We start from the raw sequence: 20,573 nt of genomic DNA, 5'->3' as shown, positions 1-20,573 counted from the left end.
CCATGCCCCATCCCGCACCGCGCCTCTGTAGACCGCAATCCCATGCTGCAAGTTTGGCCTGACGGGGCGCAAGCCCACGAGGCGAACTTCAACTCGCGCGCCCGACCGCCCGTCCGAAACCGCGAACGCTTGAGTCGCTGACTTTGGCAACTCGACCGTCGCGTCTGACTCAGCAAGCCGGTCGACTAGTCGAGGATGGAGAAACGCACCATGGTCCTCAAGCGTCCGAATCGCACCGTCACGGAGCATGCTCCTGTCTTGCAGCACATCCCGTTCCTGGATCCAGGTTGGTATTCGGGGCATTGGCCGGAACGCCCTCTGAATGAAGTCCACTGTCTTCCCGGTTACCGACTCCGTTGCTCCAGCGCCAAGGTGCGCGTCCGTGGCACCCTTGGCCAGAGCGCCGCCCAAGCCCAAGATCAGGCCAGCCAGACTTGTCGTTCGAAACAGCTTCACTCGCCAATCCATGTCGCACCCCTTCGCAGAACTTCTGCGGGGATCATTGCCAACGACGCCAGCCGAGCGCCAGTCAGGCGCTCCGCGACAACCGAATGTTCAGTGAAACTGGCTCACTCACGCTTCTCAAGCAGTGCAAGCAACGCCGCCCGCCCAATCTCTCCGAATCCGATTCCCTCTCGAGACACCAGTCCAGCGCGAGCCGCCTTGCGCGAAATCCTGCGCGTATACGTATCTACGCTTGACACGCTGCACCCCAGCAGGTCAGACACGTCTTGCCTGGTGCCGCCCAGGGTTCGACAGACAAAGACCTCGGTCTCTCGAGGTGAGAGGCTGAGCGCCGTGGCGAGGTTCCGCAGCTTGGAGTCCACTCGCGAGTTCTCTTCCCCACCGCCACCCACGAGAACCGGGATACCACGGGCACATGTCGCACCACAAACACCCCAAGGGGTGATCTCACCCATGTTGGTGAACAAAGCGAGTTGAAGTGGTTCGGCTGTAGGTCCTCGCCGCGCCCCGTCGTGACGTGATTGGCGATCGCGCGGAGACTGCGGTGCATGGAGAGCAAGCGAGAAGAGCTTCAGCAGGCGTTGGCGGGGCTGGGCGAGCGGGGTCAACACCGCAAGAACGCCACGCAAAGAAGTCTGCGCGGCGCGGTCGTCCGCCGAAAGAATCACTACGGGTCCCGGTCACGCTGCGGCACCGAAGTCGCGGCCCTCTTCTACACCCTGATCGAATCCGCGAAGCTCGTTGGTGTCGGACCGCGCACATATCTGCGCGCTGCGGCCGAAGCTGCGCTCCGCAACGGCGCCATGCTCTTGCCGTCCGCACCCAGCGATCAACCTCGGCCGTCAAGACGGGGACCGGCGAGGACGTGCGTTCGGCCAACTGGGCGTGAACGTCTACAGGCAGGAGAGCGTGCAGGCCTGCGCGCCCCTAGCAGTACCCGTCACTTGGCCGGCGGTAGGGTTGCAGCTCCCTCCAGTCGGTACCCCGGATGTCCGCTGGACCGACCAAAGGGCACCAGGATCCCCAGGAGGATCCGCGGCGATGGCCACGCACTGATTCGCTTCTTGTTCTGTCCAGAGAAGTCGTCGGTAAAGAAACAGAGCGGGTTGGTCGATGCGACTACAGGCAGCAGAATGTGATCGGTTGCGTGGGTGTCGCGCTGCCCGTCACTTGGCCGCCCGTCGGCGGGCAAGTGCCAGCTCCGGGAGTGCCGCCGTTGAGCTTCATGCTCAAGCTCGCTCCTGCCCAGCCCTGGCAGTTCGGCGCCGAGATGCCCGTGGGGTCGGCCGGCAAGTCGGTGCAGTTGTCGGGAGCCGGAAGCGTGGTCTTGCCCACCGCACAACTCCCGTCCGTGAAGATGTCGACTGTGGTCGAACCGGTACAGCTACCCGTGCCCGCTCCACAACTGCATGCGCTGCAGTCGCGGTCGTCCGAGAACGAGAGGTAGAAGGTCGACTTCTTTGCGTAGGCACCGCCGGGGCACGCCACGTCGCCGCTCTGATAAATGCAGATGTTCGGACTGAACTTGGACGACGGGTTGGGGACGCAGGTCGACCCCGAGGGGCAGCCTGTGGGAATGCCAGTGGGCCCACCGCAGGCGCGCACTGTCTTGGTGAACGACGGCGCGGGAATATTCTTGGTTCCGGTTGAGCTCGGCGTACAGGTGCCACCGGAGGCAGTCACGTTGGTGAACACCGCGGACTTCGGCGTGCTGCCCGTGGCGTCAGAGCACAGATTCTGGCCCTTGCAAGCCGTGCCAACGGTGATCGGTGGAGGCGGCTGGTTTGGATCCGCGTCCCCGCAGTATGCCGGCGAGTGGCCCCAGCAGCCTGCCCCCCCGCAAGACGTGGCATCGAAGTACACGACCTCTGCGTTGCAGGTCATTCCCGCCGCGGCGCCGCAAGAGCAACTTGGACAGGTCGGTGACCCTGCATCCAACCCCGAGTTGGCGGATTGTTCGATGGTCGGGTAGCCGCCGCTTTCATTGCAGCCCGGCGCCGGATCTGGCCCTTCGTAGTACACCACCGGTCCCTTCCAGCCCGTTGGCGAATCCGGCGCGCAGGTGTTGCCGGTACCACACGACTGGGCCCCGCCGGTTCCGCCGCCGCCCGTGCCGGCAGTGCCGGCCGTGCCTGCGGTCCCCGCCGTTCCCGCGGTGCCCGCCGTACCTCCGCCGCCGGTGGCGCCCGTACCGCTCGTTCCCGCGGTCCCACCAACACCCCCAATCCCACCACCAACACCGCTGTCGGCGTTGGCGTAGAACTCGCTGTCCTCGATGAACGTGTGATCGGGGAAGGAGCAGGCAGCAGCCAGCGCCGTGCCCAGCACCGAAAGCGCGATGGCACCGGCGCGGCGGAAGGTGCGATCAGAAGCGGCCGACAAGGTTCACTCCCGTGTACGAAGAGGTGGAGGCGACGTCCACGCGGACGCCCTTCTTGGATTGCTCCTTGGCCGGTTCATCCGAACCGCCGCTGGAAAGCAGCATGACCGTGGCCACGCCGATGCCGACGACGCCAACGCCGAGGCCCACGGTGGTGAGCGTGGCGTATTGCTTGCCGTCGTCCTGCAGGCTCTGCTTGGACTTGGGGCACACGTCCCCGCGGCACACGTCGTCGAGCTGGCTCTGGGCGTCGTTCTTCTTGATGAAGAAGTAGCCGCCCGCGGCGAGGCCGACCACGCCAACGCCGCCGATGATCCAGGGCAGCGCCGAGCCGCCCTTCTTTTCCACCTTCACGCCCTTGTCCTCCACGGGGGGAACGTCCGGGTCGGTGACGGGGCCGGTGTTGGTGGTCGGCGTGAGGTTCTCCGGAGCGACCAGATCCACCGTCTTGCTCTCGCCTTCGCCGAGGGTCACGTTCTCTTCGAACTGCCCCTTGGGCAGCTTGGCGACGATGCGATGGGGGCCGGGATCGACGCTGACCTCCTGGCCGATCTTTGCCTCTCCCAGCTCCACGCCGTCGAGCTCGATGCGGGCCGACTCGGCGCCCTCTCCGCGGGAGATCACGAGCTTCGGGATCCGGGCCTCGAGGGCCTCCCGCGCCTTGGTGATCTCCGGGAGCTCCTTGGCGCTGGCTTGACCCGCTTCGTACTCTGCCAGGCGATAGTCCCCCAAGGCCTCGTTCAACCGACCGAGGTTCTCCTTGCAACGCGCGATGTGAAATCGAACCTGCGGCGTGAGCTTCACCTTGCCCACGGCCTCGAACTTGGCGAGGGCGCCGCCCCAATCCCCCGCGGCTTCCAGGCTCAGGCCCTGCTTGTACTGGGAGCGTGCCTTGGCGAGCTCGGCAGCGCTCTGCGCCTGAGCGGGCGGAGCGATGGTCATGCCGCCCAGGGCCAACACGACGGCCAGGCTCACCGCCCGAAAACCGGAACAAGGTCTCGAAATCAAGGCTCTAATGCTCCCAGTCTAGCACGCACGGGCCAAACCACTCCTCGGCAAGCCCGCCGGCCCAATGCCGTGGAGCCCGCCCGCGACCCCCCGAAAGCTATCACACCGGCGCCGGAGGCGCCTCGGATCCTTGGCGCGGCGCAAGGCGTTCGGCCTCGGCCACGAGGCGCGAGTAGGCATCGAAGCGGTCGTCCCTGGGTGGGGGCGGGATGCGCGGCTGTCCGGGGACCGGCGTCCCGGACCGCGGCGGCGCTCCAGCGAACGACACGAGGCTCGAGGCCCGCGCGCCGCGATCGACCCGCACGCCGCTCTTTCTCACGATCAGATCCATGAGCAGATCGAGATCCCCGGCCAGCGTGCCGCTGCGCTCCGGAAGCACCGCGAAGTCGAAGCCCCGGGCATCGATGCGGGCCGCCCAGCTCACGGTCGCAAAATGGATGTCCACCGCCGCATAGGCGTCGAGCTCGCCGGACGCCGCTTTCTCTCGAAACACGGCGACTTCCGCAGCGCTGGGCATCACCGCCCGGAACGTGGAGCTGGACGTGCGATGCTCCGAGGGAGGCCGCGACCCGAGGTGGACCTCCCCGCGCACCATCACCAAGAGCGCCCGGTAGGGGATGGTCATGCTGCGCTCGGTAAGGTGGAGCACCATGCGGTCGTCCCCCAGCTCGAGCTGAGTCAGGGGCACGAAGGGCCGCGCCGGATCGCCGCCCACGGCGGGCTCCAGAGCGCACGCGCGAAAGCCCTGGGCCCGGAGCTCATCCACCAGCGCGGCGGCCTCGAGCTCGTTGCCGAGCGCCCTCACCACGCCCCACACCCCCGGCTTCACGCGGGTTTTCAGGTCGTATGCCACGAGGCCGGTCACGCGCGAGAGGCGCGCGTAGTCGGAATCCGTGCCCTCGAAGGGCGGCCCCAGGACGACCAGCATGACGACCCCGAAAGCTTACGCGAAGCCGCTCCATCCGCCGAAAAATGGGGGGCTTTGCGGTGATCAGGCCAACCGTTCGATAAGCAGTTGCCGAACTCCCTGCCGCGCAGGGCGCCGCCACCGTTGTTCCATGTTGTTGAAAAACCCTGTAAACGGTAGAGCGGGTGGTCGGCGCGGGGATGTGCCCGATCCGAGCTAAGAGGAAGCACGCAGCATGGACATCAACTGGGCTCCATTCTTCAAGGCGCTGGTCGCATCCGTCGTCTACTCGCTGATCGGCATCGTGATGTTCGCGGCCAGCTTCTTCATCATCAAGATGGTGACGCCGTTCTCACTGCGAAAAGAGATCGAGGAAGACCAGAACACGGCCCTCGCCATCATGATCGGCTCCGTCATCTTGGGGCTCAGCATCATCATCGCCGCAGCCATCGGCGGATAGGGCTCCCTTCGCCCCAGCTCCCATGAGCTCGGAAGCGCCTTCCGGCTGGCCCGCGCCCGCACCGGAGCGCTCCGTGGGCCGGCTCCGCGCCCGCATCCTGCTCGGCATGGTGCTGGTGATCGCGACCGCCGGCCTGGTGTACGAGCTAGCCATGGCGGCCGTCGCCAGCTACGTGCTGGGCGACTCCGTCACGCAGTTCTCCCTGGTCATCGGCGTCTACCTCTCGGCGCTGGGCCTCGGCGCTTATCTTTCGCGCTTCCTCGATCGCAAGCTCGCCCTTCGCTTCGTAGATGTGGAGCTCGCCACGGCGCTCTTGGGCGGCCTCAGCGCGCCCTCGCTGTTCATCGCCTTCGCCCACACCGGCGCCTTTCACTTGGTGCTGTACGCAACGGTAGTGGCCGTCGGCGTGCTCGTGGGGCTCGAGCTGCCGATCCTGATGCGCATCCTGCGCACGGAGTACGAGTTCAAGGACGTCATCGCCAAGGCCCTCACCTTCGACTACGCCGGCGCGCTGATAGGCTCGGTGGCGTTCTCGCTCTTGCTGTTCCCGCGCCTGGGCCTGGTGCAGAGCTCCATCGTGTGCGGCCTCTTGAACGCGCTCGTGGGGCTGGTGTCCACCTGGGTGCTGGCAGATGGCGACGGCAAGGGCATGGTGGGCGCCCGCGTGCGCGCCGTGATCGTGTGTGCGCTGCTCGGTCTGGCGCTGTTCGAAAGCGGCCGCATGACGCGCCTGAGCGAGCAGAACCTGTACGGCGGCCGCGTGCTGCTCGCCGCCCAGTCGCGCTATCAGCGCATCGTGCTGTCGGGCAAGGGCGACGGCTACCAGCTGTTTTTGAACGGCAACCTGCAGTTTTCATCCATCGACGAGCACCGCTACCACGAAGCGCTGGTGCACCCCGTGATGGCCGCCACCCAGCGCCACGAGAGCGTGCTCATCGGTGGCGGCGGCGATGGCCTGGCCGTGCGCGAGGTGCTGCGCTGGCCCGGGGTGAAGAGCGTCACGCTGGTGGATCTGGATCCCCGCATGACGGGCCTCGCCCTGCACGACCCGCGCGTGACCGCGTCCAACCACGAGTCGCTCCACGACCCCCGCGTGCACGTGGAGAACGCCGACGCCATGGTGTGGTTCTCCCACGACACGCGGCGCTACGACGTCGTCATCCTCGACTTCCCGGATCCCAGCAACTACGCCCTGGGCAAGCTGTACACCGCGGAGTTCTACCGCTCGGCGCGGGATCGCCTGGCCGACGACGGCGCGCTGGTGGTGCAGTCCACCTCGCCGCTGTTCGCGCGCCGCGCCTACTGGTGCGTCGCCACCACTCTCGCGAGCGTGGGCCTCGCGGTGCGTCCCTATCGCGTGTTCGTGCCCACCTTCGGCGAGTGGGGCTACCTGCTCGCCAAGCACCACGACTTTCCCATTCCCACGGCCTTGCCGCCCGCAACGCTCCGCTATCTCACGCCCCCCATCCTCGCGTCCCTGTTTCGCATTCCGGACGACATGAGCCGCATCCCCGCCCAGGAAAACCACCTCGATAACCAAGCCCTGGTCGCCTACTACCTGGCCGACTGGGAACGCTGGAACTGAACGCGCCGCTACGTTTGATTGTTGGCTCGGCGCGATGCCCGTCGCGGCTCCCGCTTTACGTCCCGCGCAGCGCGGCGCTACGCTCGTCTCATGCGCCCGCTTCACGTCTTGCTCTTGGCCGTCACTGCCGTGCTCTCGGGCTGCGTGGTGCACTCGGATCGCTCCCACGAGTGGATCCGCGAGCGCGCTTCGCGGGATTTTTCGTGCCCGAAGGGGCAGATCACGGTGTACCACTACACGAACAAGCCCCACGAAAAGGGCGCCGTCGGCTGCGGCAAACGCGTGCTCTACGTCGAGCGCTGTCAGGGCAACCGCTGCACCTGGGAGCCGGATCCCACGCGCGAGCCCAAGCGTCCGAACTGACGCTCGCGCCGACTCGGGGCGCGACGGGGATCGCGCCGGACCAACATAGAAACGGAGATCAGAAGCCCGGGTCGGTGACCGGCGGCGGCACGAAACCGCCACCCGGCTTCTTGGTGGCCGGCTTCTTCTCTTCCGGCTTCTTGGCTTCCGGCTTCTTCTCGGGCTCTTTGGGCTTGTCCGCGGTCTTGGCGGTGATGGGCCCCTTCACCACGGGGGCGTGCTGGGGCGCGGCCGTTGCGGTCTTCTCCACGGCCAGATCCGTGAGGTCCACTGCATCGCTGTCGTCCACGGGCTTGTCCGTCGCGGGCTTGTCCGTGTCGACGCTGTCCGGCTTCGACGATTCCTTCTTGGTGTCGGCCAGCGTGGGCGCGTGCTCCGGAGCCTGGGCCGACGCCTGCGATCCGGTGTAGCGGGTGACGAGCAGCGCGCCGCCCACGAACAGCGCGGCGATGAACAGGCCACCCACGACCCACAGGGCACCGCGGCTCTTGGGCGCGGGCGGCGGCTCCGTGGGCGTCTGCGTGCCGAAGGGCGTCTGCGGGATGCTGTGGGGCTCGCTGGACGTGACCTCGTGAGCCGAAGGCAGCGGCGGGCGCGGGATGGAGATGCCGCTCGAGGTGCTGAGCGGCGTGTGGCCGATGCCGGAAGACAGCGCCAATGCAGCGGGGCTTCCGGGCGGCGCAGTACCGACGGTGGTCCCGAGCTCTCCCATGGCGCGGCTGGCGGTGGGAGACGACAGCGTTTCGCCGCTGGCGGCGCGCTCGTCCGCTTGCCGGATGGCGTCCCGGAGCGCCGTGCGACGCTCTTCGCCCCGCTCCCCCAGCATGGCAGTGACGAACTTGCCGACGTCCTCCGTACGCACGCGGGGTACCGTGGGGGGGAACACGCGATCGAGCGCGGCTTCGAGCTCCGCCGCCGTTTGGAAGCGCTTGTCCGGATCCCGCTCCAGCGCTCGCATGACGACGGCCTCGAGAGGCTTCGGGTATTCCTTGTCGTACGCCCGCGGAGGGATGATGGGACGATCGGAGACGATGTTCTGCAGCGTGATGACGTCGTTCTCGCCACGGAACGGATGCTTACCGGTCGTGAGCTGATACAGGATGATGCCGAGAGCGAACAGATCCGAGCGGCGATCGATGTCCTTGCCCAGCGCCTGCTCCGGCGACATGTAAGGCGGCTTGCCCTTGATCTGCCCGGCGTTGGTGTTCTCCGCCGTACGACCCGCGGCCTTGGCCACGCCGAAGTCGACGATCTTGACGACGCCGTCGTAGGTGATGAGCACGTTCTGCGGGGAGATGTCGCGATGAACGAGGCCGATGACCTCGCCGTGCTCGTCCTTGAGCTCGTGGGCGGCGTGGAGACCGGCGGCGGCGTCCGCCACCACCTTCACGGCGATGGGCCGGGGGATGCCTTCGCGCTTGGCGGCGGCCCGGCGAATGGAGGACAGGGGCTCGCCGTCCACCCACTCCATGACCAGATAGAGGAGGTCGTCCTGCTCACCGAGATCCAAGATCTCGACGACGTTCGGGTGACGAATGCGCGAACAAATCTGCGCCTCGTCCAAGAACATCTGCTCGAAGTGCGGGTCGTCCGAGATCGTGGGCAGCATGGTCTTGACCGCCACGGTCTTGCTGAACCCGCGGGACCCCTTCAAGCGCGCGGCCCACACCGCGGCCATGCCGCCCTGTGCGATCGGTACGAGAAACTCGTACCGGCCGACAGTTTGACCGGGCTGAATTTCCCCGAGCGTTCTCATCCTGACGTTGCGGTGATGGCAGGGTTCTCGACGAACGTCCAGTGTCCTGGACGCAAAAACACGTCTCCTACACTGTAGGCGAGAGTGAGCTTAGCACGAAATCAGACGACCCGGACGGAGCCGCCCCGACGCGCGTCTCCTGCCCCGCCGAAGGCGCCGCGCCGACGGAGCGCCAAGTGCACGCCACCAAAGAACATGTTGGGCTCGGCGAAGGCGGCGACATGGCCGCCGAAGGCACTCTGGAGCGCCGCTTCGGCCTCGGCGGCGAGGCCTCGCGTCTCCAGTGTCAAGGTGGTGCCCTGAACGTGTAGCCGAGGCGCGGTGACGGCGACTTCCGGCGTGACGCCATGCTCGATGAGCGCGGAGACGACCTGGGTGATGGCGTTGCGCAGGCGATTGGAGCCCCCGCTACCGAGCACGATGCGGTCCTCGCCGCGGGTGAGCACCGTGGGCGCCATCATGGTGGACAGCGCCTTGCCCGGCGGGTCGCGATGGAAGCCGCGGGGGTGGATGTCCTCTTCTCCGAGCAGGTTGTTGATGACCATGCCGGTGCCCGACAGCACGTGACCCGAGCCCTCCCCGTTGGTGAGGGTGAGGCTCACCGCCATGCCGTGCTCATCCAAGGCCGAGAGATGCGTGGTGGAGCCCAGGGGGCTGTCCGGGTGGAGCGCGGCGGCGCGGGTGCGAAGCTCGGCGACCTTAGCGTCGGACAGCAGCTCGCGCACGAAAGCGGCGTCGCGGCATTCCTCGTCGAAGCTGTCGTCCCGCACCGAGAGCAGCGTGCGCTGCACGTCGGTCAGGGCGAGCACGTGCTCCGCGGATCCAAACGGGAGCTTTCCCACTCCGCCGAGCAGGCGCAGACCGAGGGCCACCAACACGCCGCCGGTGGAAGGTCCGGGCATCGTGGCCAGGTGCCAGTCGCCGAGCTCCACGCAGAGCGGCACGGCGTCGTTGACTGTGGCTTCCGTCACGTCGCGCTCGGTGACGAGGCCCCCCGCGGCGGGGCCGCACTCCGCGGCGAAGGCTTGCATCAGATCGCGCACGCGCTCCGGACGTTCGCAGATGTCCGAGAGGCTCCGAGCGAGATCGCGATTGTCGAGCTGCGCGCCCGTGCTCGCGATGCGATCACCATCGGAGAACAGCATGCGGCTCTCGGCGGTGCGCTCGATGATCGGCGAGAGCAGGCGGAACGCGAAGGCCACGCCGGCGCCGAGCTGGTAGCCGTCGCGGCCAAGGACCACGGCGGGAGCCACCACGTCGCTGAGCGGCAGGCTGCCCCAGCGCTGATGCGCCTGCAAAAGGCCTGGGAGCGCCAGCGGCACCGCGGCGCTGCCACGCCCGACGTGAAACACCTGCGTCGTGGCGCCGAAGTCGACCTCCACGTGGTCGAAGTCGAGCACCGTGGGCCGCGCGCCGCCCAGGCCCGGCGTACGCCCGAACATGTCGAGAGCGTGCGCCGCGCCGGTTTCGGGTTGCACGACCATGACGCCTCCCCCGAGCGGGCTGCACAGCGGCAGCTCGCACACGAAGGCAGCAAAGGCCGCCGCGACGATGGCGTCCATCGCGTTGCCGCCGGCGGCGAAGAGCTCTGCTCCCGCGGCAGCGGTTTGTGGATCACCGGCAGCGACGACACCGTGCACGGGCGCACGTTACACCGACGCGGGGTCCGTGGTAAGCGCGAGCCGTGCTTTCCCTGGTGCTGCTCGCGAGTCTTTCTACCGTGGCACTCTCGATACAACGCGTCGATCTCGGCGAAGGCCGCCGCGGCGTGATCGACGCGCGGGCCACCGCGCCCGCGCTGGCGCTGTGCGCGACGGGGGTTTCGAACGAGCCGCCGCAGAAGGTGGCGCGCGTGGTGCGGGCGCGCGGCGGGCGCTTTCGCCTCACCGCCGGCGCGCGCTGCGTGGAGCTTCCGAGCGGGGAGCTCGCCACGGCGGTGTGGGCCGCCCGGAAGATGGCGCCGCGGGCGGCGGTGCTGTCGCTGGTGGGGGCCGTGGACGCGGACGACGCCGCAGAGCAGCTGCGGCGGGCGTACGAGGACGCCAAGGCCCCAAGCGCCGTGGCGACGGAAGCGCTGGCGGGGCCGAGCTGGACCGGCAGCGCGACGGCGGCCCAGGACGTCGCCCTCGAGATCCTCGCGGAAGTGGTCGGCGCGAGAGTGATCCACGGCGCTGGGCGCTTCGGTTTGGATCGCCCGGTAGCGAAGGCGGAGCTCGCGCGAGGCTTCAAGCGCGTGGACGCCGCGTCGGAGCAGGACATCGCGCGGGCGCGATCCCGCGCGGCGCTGCGCTGGCTCCTGCTCTTGTCCGACAACGCCGAGCGCGCCGCGCGCCTCGGCCTCGCGGAGCACGAGCAGCACGACGCCCGCGCGCTCTTGAGCCACGTCCGCGATCTGGACGCCGTGCGGGCCGTGCGCGGAGTGCTCGCGCCGTGAGAGCTTGGGTCGTCGCGCTGCTCGTGGCCGGCTGCACCCCGGCGCCTCCGCCGCGGGCCGCCGCCCCTCCGCCGCCGACCGCGAAGCCGCCCTTCGTGGTGCCCAGCGCGGCGCCCGCTCCGCGGGACGACACGCCCCCCGCCGGCATCACGCCGCTCACTGCGCTCCCCGGCGTGGTGCTCGAAGACGGCGTGCGCCGGCTGCCCCGCTCGGAGCTGCCCCTGGCGGTGACCGCCCTCGTGATCCACGGCGGCAGCGGGGACGACGGCGCGGATCTCGGTGCCGCGGAGGTCGCCGCACAGCTCATGGCCCTCGCCGTCGAGAAGCACTTCCAAGCGCGCGTGAGCGTAGACGCCGATGCCATCGTGCTCGAGGTGGCGCACCACTCGGCAGACTTCGCGAAGGTCGAGCAGACTCTCGGCGCTGCCCTCAAAGCGCCGCCGCTGGCCGCGCTGGAACAGGCGCGAAAGCGCGCCCTCGCCGCGCCGCGGGATCTCGGCCGCGAGGCCCTCGCCCGCGAGCTCTTCCTGCTGCCCACCGGGCGGCATCCCTACGGCCACCCGCATGCGCCGCGGAGCGCCATCGAGAAGATCACGGCCCAGAGCGTGCTCGCCTTCCTGCGCCGCCAGAAGGGCGTGGAGCTCGTGAGCGTGGGCGACGTGACGCAGCCGACCGGGCGTTACAGTGCGACGATGCCGTCCGCGCCGCCGACGCCATTGCCGGAGCCGGGGCTCCGTATCGTGGTGGTCCAAGCGGCCGGGACGCCCCGGGTGCAGGTGGGCACCTTGGCCCCGGGCGATGCGGCGCACGACGTGGCGCTCGCGCTCGCGAGCGATCGCGCCCCGGCCGGCACGCGCTGGTTCTCCGAGGAGCACCCGACGGGGCCCGCGTTGATGGGCCTCGAGCGCGACGCAGACGACGCGACGGCCGCGGTGCAGAGCTTGCTCGACGCGCTGGGCGGCGCGACGCAAGCGGACAGCGACGCCATCGACGTGACCGCGCGGCGAGTGGCCGACGCGCCGCTCGTGGACTTGCCGAGCATTGCCGGAGCCGCAGCCGTGCTCGAGCACGATGCCGTGCTCGGCCTCGATGCCGACGCCTTCGACGCGCGCCGGCGTGCGCGCCGCGACGTGGAGCCCAAGGCCGTCCTGGCCGCCGCGAAGCAGCTCGCGCGCAAGAACGCGCTGGTCGTCACCGTCACCGGCGACGCGAACCCCGAGTCGCTCACGGCCATCGCTCCGGTGTGGATCGTGGATCCCGCTCGAGACTTCGTGGTCGAGCGCAAGCTGCCCTTCGACCCGACGCGCAGGAAGGCTCCGTGAGCCGCGTCGTCGTCACGAGCCCCCTTCCGGGCGACGCCATCGCGCTGCTCGAGCGCGATCACGCCGTGCGGGTGCTCGAGCCCGGCGCTCCGCTCGCTCCCGCCCTGGCCGACGCCGACGCGCTCCTGTGCATGCTCACGGATCCCATCACGGACGCGATCCTCGCCGCCGGCCCTTCCCTCCGCATCGTCGCCAACTGCGCCGTCGGCTTCGACAACGTGGACGTCGCCGCCGCCACCGCGCGGGGCATTTGGGTGGTGAACACGCCCAACGTGCTCACCGAAGCCAGCGCGGACTTCGCTTGGGCCCTGATGCTCGCGGCCGCGCGCCGCATCGTGGAAGGCGACACCGTCGTGCGCAGCGGTCGGTTCCAGGGCTTTCGTCTGGGCCTGCTCCTCGGCGCGCCCGTCGCCGGCCAGACCTTGGGCATCGTCGGCCTCGGACGCATTGGCCAGGCCGTGGCTCGCCGCGCTCGCGGCTTCGACATGCGCGTGCTCTACGCTCAGCGCCACCGCGCCGACGCCGCTCGCGAGAACGAGCTCCGCGCGCGTCACGTTCCTCTCGCCGAGCTGCTCTCGGAAAGCGACTTCGTCTCGCTCCACGTTCCGCTCACCGGCGCCACGCGGCATCTCATCGACGCCGCCGCCCTCGCGCGCATGAAGCCGAGCGCGATCCTGGTGAACACCGCTCGCGGCCCCGTGGTCGACGAAGCCGCTCTCGCCAGCGCCCTCGAGAGCGGTCACCTCGCGGCCGCCGCCCTCGACGTCTTCGAGCGGGAGCCCGACATCGACGACCGCCTTCGCCGCCTCGATCGCGTGCTCCTCACCCCTCACGCCGCCAGCGCCACCGAACCCACCCGCGCCGCCATGGCCCGCGCCCTCGCCGAAGACATCCTCCGCGTCCTCTCCGGCCAACTCCCGAACAACCCCCTGAACCAGATCTAACCCTCCCGGTCCATGGGCTTGTCGGTCCGCCGCGGTAACACCCCTTCCCGCCCATCACCCTGCGCCCGAGCTTGCCCGTGCGCGCCCGTGCCCATGCGCTCGCCCGTGCCCGTGAGCTTGCCCGTGCCCGAGCTGGTCCGTGCCCGTGCCCGAGCGCTCGCCCGTGCCCGTGCCCCTCGCCCGTGCCCGTGAGCTTGCCCGTGCCCGAGCTGGTCCGTGCCCGTGCCCATGCGCTCGCCCGTGCCCGTGCCCATGCACGTCCGTGTCCATGCCCGTGCCTTTGCCCATGCGTTCGCCCGTGCCCGTGCCTTTGCCCGTTCGCCCCCCAAACAAGCTCGCTTCCACGATCAGCCTTGGCCGGACGACCTCACACGATGAGCTTGGTGAGCATGGCGTACAGCAGATTGCCCAGCTTCACGACGGGCGCCACGCCCTCGGCCCGCGCTTCCCCGACGCGCGCCGCAATCTCCACCGCGGCGACCGCTTCCACCATCTCGCCTCGGGCAACGGTGTACGCCCGCGCCTTGTCTGCCCGCGTGAAGCGCCTGGCGCCTTCGGCCACGTTCAGGCACGTGGACTTCGCTGCCCGCAGCGCTTCATCTCTCAGCTTTCGGTCGCGGATGTTTGCCGCGCGCACGGCGTCCAGCAGGTCCACCGCCACGCCGTGCGCTTCCCTGAGTCGATGATGCGGAAGTCCTGAGCGGGTTGAATCGAATTGGGTCATGCGAGAGCTCCTTTCACTCCAGAAAGGAGCTCGAGCCTCGCCGCCCTTCGCCGCTTCTTCTCCCTCTCTCCCCACTCTGCAGGCGCCAGTGCCAGCGCCAGCTGGCACGCGCCTGCTCCCCACCATCGCAGCGCCGGCCAAGCTCCGCCGATCCTCTCCTTGCCCTCGCCCATGCGCTCGCCCGTGCGCCCGCCTTCGTCCGTGCGCCCAACCTTGCCCGTGCGCTCGCCCGTGGTCCCGCCTTCGTCCGTGCGCTCGCCCGTGCGCTTCCCTTGAGTCGATGATGCGGAAGTCCTGAGCAGGTTGAATCGAATTGGGTCATGCGAGAGCTCCTTTCACTCCAGAAAGGAGCTCGAGCTCTCGCCGCCCCTCGCCGCTTCTTCTCCCTCTCTCCCGCTCTGCAGGCGCCAGTGCCAGCGCCAGCTGGCACGCGCCTGCTCCCCCCGCCGTCGCAGCAGCACCGACCAAGCTCCGCCGCATCCTCTCCTTGCCCTCGCCCATGTGCTCGCCCGCGCCCGTGCCCGTGCCCTCGCCCATGCCCTTGCCCTTGCCCGTGCCCTTGCCCGTGCCCGTGCGCTCGCCCGTGCGCTTCCCTTGAGTCGATGATGCGGAAGTCCTGAGCAGGTTGAATCGAATTGCGTCATGCGAGAGCTCCTTTCACTCCAGAAAGGAGCTCGAGCTCTCGCCGCCCTTCGCCGCTTCTTCTCCCTCTCTCCCCGCTCTGCAGGCGCCAGTGCCAGCGCCAGCTGGCACGCGCCTGCTCCCCGCCGTCGCAGCGCCGACCAAGCTCCGCCGATCCTCTCCTTGCCCGCGCCCATGCGCTCGCCCGTGGTCCCGCCTTCGTCCGTGCGCTCGCCCATGCCCATGCCCTCGCCCGTGCGCATGCGCCCGCGCCCGTGCCCTTGCCCGTGCCTTTGCCCGCGCCGGTCCGTGCCCTCAATCGTAGAGCGCGCCCCTCAGAACGGGTTCGTGCAGCTCTTGAACGCGGGATTGCACTGCGACGCCGGATACAGATACGCGTTGACGACCTGCGTCGGATTGCTGCCCACCTGCACCGACGCCGTGAGCAACGCTCCTGCCGGGAACGACGGCGGCGGACCAAAGCTCTTGATGGTCCATACCTCGCTGTCCGGCGCCCCCGAGTCTCCCGCACACGCCAGGGGATACTGCAGCGTGAGGGTCATCGGCGCTTGCTTCGAAGCGATGAAGAGCCCTTGGTCGCCTTCGCAGGGGAAGTAGCCCGTGCACGATCCGCACACGGCATCGAGGGCCGCCCACTGCCCGTTGGCTTGGCCTGGGCCGGTCTCCGTGAGCTTCATCCAAGAATAGTGGTCGAGCCCGCCAGACCAACCGACGTACCAGACGCCGGTGAACAGCACGTCGGGCCACACCGGCGCGCCGCCATCCATCATCGCGTCCGTCGCGGCGTCGCTGCCTGCGTCGTTACTTGTCGCGCCCGCGCTGCCGCTGCTCCCGCTGGCGCCACCGCTAGCGCCCCCACTGCCACTGGCTCCCCCTGTCGCGCCCCCGGATCCCGAAGCACCCCCCGTCGCGCCGCCGCTACCGCCGCTCGAAGCTCCCGCCGCGCCCCCCGCGCCGCTCCCTCCCCCCGTCCCATCGGCGGCCTCGTCGTCCGTGCACGCCCCCAAGAGCAGCGTCGCCAGCGCCAAAACCGCGAAAATCCCGCTCGCTCGAAGTCCCATTTGCAGGAGCATACACGGCGGCCGCGAGGCTTCCGCGGCGGACCAACCCCAAGAAAAATGAGGGGGGTTGTGGATCAACCTGTGCACACAATGTGGGATGCCCATGGACAAGCCCTGGGCATCTTGTGTTCAGGGATGCGAAAGTTCAGTGCCTTCGCGGCGTTACCCCTGTGTCACCAATCTGTCGTGGTTTTTTGTTGCCCCACCCCAAGCCCTTGGGGTAAACGACTCGTCCTACTGAACACCAAGGCCTGTGCACGAGAGCAGGGCACCCGGCGCAGGGTGCTGAACGGAAATTGACCTTCGGCGGGTAACGAGCCCGCCACCCGGTGCGGCCCCAACGGGTCCACCACGCCTAACTTAGGGAGGCCCGCCGCGAGTCGTCGCGTCGGCCGAGTCGAGAGGCCAAGCAGAGAGGCCCCGCTCGAGCCGGATGGGCTCATTTTCGCTTTGTGGCGGCGGGGTGCCGCACTGAAGCGATGGCGTTTCACGCGCGAAAACCGAGAGAGCAGAAGGAGAGAGGGATGGCGCAGTCGACGATCGTGGGGCAAGAAGGTCCGGTGAAGAGCAGCACCGCCGCCGCCGAGGCGGGGGCGAAGAAGAGCACCCGCAAACGCAAGGGGCTCGGCTTCAGCCGGCGCTACACCCAAACGGGGGAAACCGGCTTCGAGGCCGTGACCTGGGAGCTCCGCAAGAGCGTCATCACCAATCCCGACGGCTCCATCGTGTTCAAGATGGAAGGCGCGGAGATCCCCTCGGAGTGGTCCCAGCTCGCCACCGACATCGTCGTATCGAAGTACTTCCGTAAGGCCGGCCTCCATGGGGACAAAAACCAGGGGGAGACCAGCGTGCGCCAGGTGGTGCACCGGGTGGCCCACACCATCCGCGTGGCGGGCGAGAAGTTCGGCGGCTACTTCGCCTCCAAGAAGGATGCGGACACCTTCGAGGCGGAGCTCACCTTCCTGCTCGTGAACCAGTACGGCGCCTTCAACTCGCCGGTATGGTTCAACTGCGGGCTCTATCACGAGTACGGCATCGAGGGCTCCGGCGGCAACTGGGCCTGGACCGAGAAGACCGACACCATCGACGAGACGCCCAACGCCTACGCGCACCCGCAGTGCTCGGCCTGCTTCATCCAGAGCGTGAACGATGACCTGATGGCCATCTACGACCTGATGAAGAGCGAGGCGCGGCTGTTCAAGTACGGCTCCGGCACCGGCTCGAACTTCAGCGCCATTCGCGGCAAGCAGGAGAAGCTCTCCGGCGGCGGTACCTCCAGCGGCCTGATGAGCTTCCTCGAGGTCTTCGATCGCGCCGCGGGATCCACCAAGAGCGGCGGCACCACTCGCCGCGCCGCCAAGATGGTCTGCCTCGACATGGACCACCCGGAGATCGCGGACTTCATCCAGTGGAAGGTGCGCGAGGAGAAGAAGGCCCACGCGCTGATCGCGACCGGCTACGAGAGCGACTTCAACGGCGAGGCCTACCGCACCGTGAGCGGGCAGAACTCGAACAACTCCGTTCGCGTCAACGACGACTTCATGAAGGCCGCCATGAGCGGCGGCAAGTGGCACACCATCGCCCGCACCACGGGTGACGTGGTGGAGACCTTCGACGCCGCCGAGCTGTGGACCATGGTCGCCGACAGCGCGTGGCACTGCGCAGACCCCGGCGTGCAGTACGACAGCACCATCAACCGCTGGCACACCTGCCCCAACTCCGGTCGCATCAACGCGTCCAATCCGTGCTCCGAGTACATGTTCCTCGACGACACGGCCTGCAACCTCGCCTCGCTGAACCTCACCAAGTTCCTGCGGGCCGACGGCAGCTTCGACGTGGACGGCTACCGCCACGCGGTGGACGTGTTCTTCGCAGCGCAGGAAATCCTGGTGGACTTCTCGAGCTACCCCACCCAGGCCATCGCGCAGAACTCCCACGACTATCGTCCGCTGGGGCTCGGCTACGCGAACCTCGGCACGTTGCTCATGCTGCAGGGCGTTCCCTACGACTCCGAGAAGGGTCGCAGCATTGCCGCAGCGCTGACCTCCATCTTGTGCGGCCACGCCTACGCCCAGAGCGCCAAGATGGCCAGCGGCAAGGGCACGTTCCCGGGCTACGCCAAGAACCGCGAGCCCATGCTGCGCGTGATGCGTATGCACCAAGAGGCAGCCTACGCCATCAACCGCGACGAGTGTCCGGCGGAGCTTTGGAAGGCCGCCTGCGAGGATTGGGACGACGTGGTCCGACTCGGTGAGCAACACGGCTACCGCAACGCGCAGGCCACCGTGCTCGCCCCCACCGGCACCATCGGGCTGTTGATGGACTGCGACACCACCGGCATCGAGCCGGACTTCGCCCTGGTGAAGTTCAAGAAGCTCGCGGGTGGCGGCTACTTCAAGATCGTCAATCAGTCCGTGCCCGGAGCGCTTTCGAAGCTCGGCTACTCCGAGGTGCAGATCCGCGAGATCGTCGCCTACGTTTCCGGCACCAACACGCTCTTGGGCGCTCCGCACGTCAACCGCGCCGCCCTCGCCACCCGCGGCCTCACGGAGGAAGACCTCGACAAGATCGAGCAGGCCATTCCCGGCGTGTTCGATCTTTCGCTGGCCTTCGCTCCCTGGGTCATCGGCAAGGAGAGCTACGAGCGGCTCGGCATCGGCGCCGACAAGATGAGCAGGCCGGGCTTCTCCCTGCTCAAGCACCTCGGCTTCAAGGAAGCGGAAATCCAGGAGGCCAACGACGTGATCGTGGGTCGCATGACCATCGAGGGCGCGCCCTACCTGCGGGACGAGCACTACCCCGTCTTCGATTGCGCCAATCGTTGCGGCCGCACTGGCAAGCGCTACCTCGCCCCCATGAGCCACGTGCGCATGATGGCCGCGGTGCAGCCATTCCTTTCCGGCGCCATCAGCAAGACCGTGAACCTCCCGAACGAGGCCACCGCTGAAGAGGTTCGGGAAATCTACGAAGAGGGTTGGAAGCTCGGCCTCAAGGCCGTGGCCCTGTACCGCGACGGCTCCAAGGCGAGCCAGCCGCTGTCCACCACCAGCAAAGAGAAGAAGACGGAAGAGGCCAGCGCCAAGACCGACGTGGCTCTGGCCCCCCTCACCCGTCCGCAGGGCACCCGAGTGCGCTTGCCCAAGAAGCGCAGCGGCTTCACGCAGGAAGCGCTGGTGGGCGGCCACAAGGTGTTCCTCCGCACGGGCGACTACGACGACGGCACCTTGGGCGAGATCTTCATCGACATGCACAAGGAAGGCGCCGCCTTCCGCTCGCTGATGAACTGTTTCGCCATGAGCGTGTCCATTGGTCTGCAATATGGCGTGCCGCTGGACACCTTCGTCGAGCAGTTCACCTTCACGCGCTTCGAGCCTCACGGTGTGGTGACGGGCCACCCGAACATCAAGTTCTCCACCTCCATCGTGGACTACATCTTCCGTGTGCTGGGCGTGGAGTACCTGAAGCGCTACGACTTCGCCCAGGTGAAGCCCGCGGAGACGCCGGCCACCATCGAGGATCCGACGACGCCCATCGAGTCCGAGGCGGAAGCGCCGAAGAGCGAGGACCCCGCCAATCTCGTGGGCACCGACGTGCACGGCGCCCTCGACGCGCAGCTGGAAGAGATGATGGGCGACGCGCCCGTGTGCGACGGCTGCGGGCACATCACCGTGCGCAACGGCGCTTGCTACAAGTGCCTGAACTGCGGAAACAGCATGGGCTGTAGCTGAGCCTTCCCTCGGCGAAGCAGCCACCGACGGGCCGGCCCCCAGGCTGGCCCGTCGTCGTTCCATGGGCAGGAGTTTGTCGGGACGCCGCGGAACCTCCCGACACCCACCCCGTAACCCGTCGATTTAACAGAGCAATTTCGTATGCCTGAAAGCGTCGCGGCGCCCGAGCGTTGTCACCTTGGAGCATGCCCCGGCCTAGGCAAATCGCGCCGCGCTCTAGTAAAAGGGTGAGCGATGTCCCTGAAGGGGAGCGCTTCCGTGCTGTGCGTCGTCGCGCTGACCCTCGTTGCCTGCAAGAAGGGCGGCGAGGAGACGGCGGCGTCCGCCTCCGCCGCGCCCGAGCCTGCGCCCGCGCCGTCCGCCGCCGTCGAGCCCAGCACGGCGCCGGCAGCCTCCGACTCCGCGGCGCCCGAAGCTGCCAGCGCGGAGCCCACGACGGCACCCAAGCCCACCGCCGTCGCTACGGTCAAAGCAACGACCACGGCGCCTTCCGCGTCCGCCTCTGCTGCTCCTTCCGCGTCCGCCGCTCCCGCGCGGACCAGCAGCGCTGCTGCGTATTCGCGGGTGCAGAGCTGTTGCGCCGCCTTGGGCAGCGAAGCCGCCAAGGGAGGGCTGACGGCCAACAAGTACAAATCCGCGACGGCGATCTGCAACCAGATCGCCGTCAAGGTGAAGGCGGGCTCGGTCAACGAGTCTGCCGCCCGAACGCTGATCCGTGCCCAAGTCCAGGGAGTGAAGATCCCCGGCGCCTGCTAGGCCGTCTTGAACACCATGCATCAGACGACGTCTGACCA

General features: G+C 68.3%; 15 protein-coding genes. 8 read left to right on the top strand and 7 right to left on the bottom strand.

Annotated features, from left to right (window positions below):
- Positions 1–1,584 precede the first annotated feature (1,584 nt).
- From H6717_07165 to H6717_07155, 3 genes are all read right to left on the bottom strand, one after another.
- On the bottom strand, positions 1,585–2,847 hold the full coding sequence (locus H6717_07165; GenBank protein ID MCB9576789.1) for a hypothetical protein: 1,263 nt from the start codon (positions 2,845–2,847) through the stop codon (positions 1,585–1,587).
- A complete protein-coding gene (locus H6717_07160) occupies positions 2,831–3,820 on the bottom strand; it encodes a hypothetical protein (GenBank protein MCB9576788.1) in 990 nt (329 codons plus the stop codon). Before H6717_07160 ends, H6717_07165 begins: the two co-directional genes overlap by 17 nt.
- A 133-nt stretch (positions 3,821–3,953) precedes the next feature.
- Positions 3,954–4,781 (bottom strand): hypothetical protein, encoded by an 828-nt coding sequence (locus tag H6717_07155; protein MCB9576787.1) that lies wholly within the window; start codon positions 4,779–4,781, stop codon positions 3,954–3,956.
- A 214-nt stretch (positions 4,782–4,995) separates the two neighbouring features.
- Between H6717_07155 and H6717_07150 the strand changes: the two genes are divergently transcribed.
- The 3 genes from H6717_07150 to H6717_07140 all read left to right on the top strand — a co-directional run bounded on the left by H6717_07150 (position 4,996) and on the right by H6717_07140 (position 7,168).
- Complete coding sequence (locus H6717_07150) at positions 4,996–5,220, top strand: DUF350 domain-containing protein (GenBank protein MCB9576786.1); 225 nt, start codon at positions 4,996–4,998, stop codon at positions 5,218–5,220.
- 22 nt (positions 5,221–5,242) lie between these two features.
- Complete coding sequence (locus H6717_07145) at positions 5,243–6,805, top strand: polyamine aminopropyltransferase (GenBank protein MCB9576785.1); 1,563 nt, start codon at positions 5,243–5,245, stop codon at positions 6,803–6,805.
- Between the two features lie 90 nt (positions 6,806–6,895).
- Positions 6,896–7,168, top strand: coding sequence for a hypothetical protein (locus H6717_07140; GenBank protein MCB9576784.1), 273 nt, complete (start codon positions 6,896–6,898; stop codon positions 7,166–7,168).
- Between the two features lie 58 nt (positions 7,169–7,226).
- Here the strand turns inward: H6717_07140 and H6717_07135 are convergent, their stop codons facing one another.
- Both H6717_07135 and H6717_07130 read right to left on the bottom strand, forming a co-directional pair.
- Positions 7,227–8,846, bottom strand: coding sequence for a serine/threonine protein kinase (locus tag H6717_07135; GenBank protein MCB9576783.1), 1,620 nt, complete (start codon positions 8,844–8,846; stop codon positions 7,227–7,229).
- Positions 8,847–9,025: 179 nt separating this feature from the next.
- Positions 9,026–10,564 carry a gamma-glutamyltransferase gene (locus tag H6717_07130; protein MCB9576782.1) on the bottom strand — a complete coding sequence of 513 codons (1,539 nt, stop codon included), beginning with the start codon at positions 10,562–10,564 and terminating at the stop codon, positions 9,026–9,028.
- A gap of 44 nt (positions 10,565–10,608) precedes the next feature.
- Between H6717_07130 and H6717_07125 the strand changes: the two genes are divergently transcribed.
- Genes H6717_07125 through H6717_07115 form a run of 3 tightly spaced genes read left to right on the top strand, consistent with a single transcriptional unit; the run spans position 10,609 to position 13,624 of the window.
- Positions 10,609–11,358, top strand: coding sequence for a hypothetical protein (locus H6717_07125; protein MCB9576781.1), 750 nt, complete (start codon positions 10,609–10,611; stop codon positions 11,356–11,358).
- Positions 11,355–12,680: an insulinase family protein gene (locus tag H6717_07120; protein ID MCB9576780.1), complete on the top strand. Its 1,326-nt coding sequence runs from the start codon at positions 11,355–11,357 to the stop codon at positions 12,678–12,680. Before H6717_07125 ends, H6717_07120 begins: the two co-directional genes overlap by 4 nt.
- A complete protein-coding gene (locus H6717_07115; protein ID MCB9576779.1) occupies positions 12,677–13,624 on the top strand; it encodes a D-glycerate dehydrogenase in 948 nt (315 codons plus the stop codon). Before H6717_07120 ends, H6717_07115 begins: the two co-directional genes overlap by 4 nt.
- 367 nt (positions 13,625–13,991) lie before the next feature.
- Here H6717_07115 and H6717_07110 read toward each other — a convergent pair whose 3' ends face one another.
- Positions 13,992–14,348: a four helix bundle protein gene (locus tag H6717_07110; protein ID MCB9576778.1), complete on the bottom strand. Its 357-nt coding sequence runs from the start codon at positions 14,346–14,348 to the stop codon at positions 13,992–13,994.
- Between the two features lie 956 nt (positions 14,349–15,304).
- Positions 15,305–16,051, bottom strand: coding sequence for a hypothetical protein (locus tag H6717_07105; protein ID MCB9576777.1), 747 nt, complete (start codon positions 16,049–16,051; stop codon positions 15,305–15,307).
- A gap of 524 nt (positions 16,052–16,575) precedes the next feature.
- On the opposite strand from H6717_07105, the gene H6717_07100 reads away from it, so the two are divergent.
- Complete coding sequence (locus tag H6717_07100; GenBank protein ID MCB9576776.1) at positions 16,576–19,779, top strand: vitamin B12-dependent ribonucleotide reductase; 3,204 nt, start codon at positions 16,576–16,578, stop codon at positions 19,777–19,779.
- 234 nt (positions 19,780–20,013) lie between these two features.
- Entirely contained in the window at positions 20,014–20,535 is a 522-nt protein-coding gene (locus tag H6717_07095; GenBank protein MCB9576775.1) for a hypothetical protein, read from the top strand.
- The last annotated feature ends 38 nt before the right edge of the window (positions 20,536–20,573 follow it).

It is taken from the genome of Polyangiaceae bacterium, assembly GCA_020633235.1.
In the GTDB taxonomy this organism is placed as follows: Bacteria; Myxococcota_A; Polyangia; order Polyangiales; family Polyangiaceae; genus JACKEA01.
This window is presented reverse-complemented; position numbering and strand designations above follow the sequence as displayed.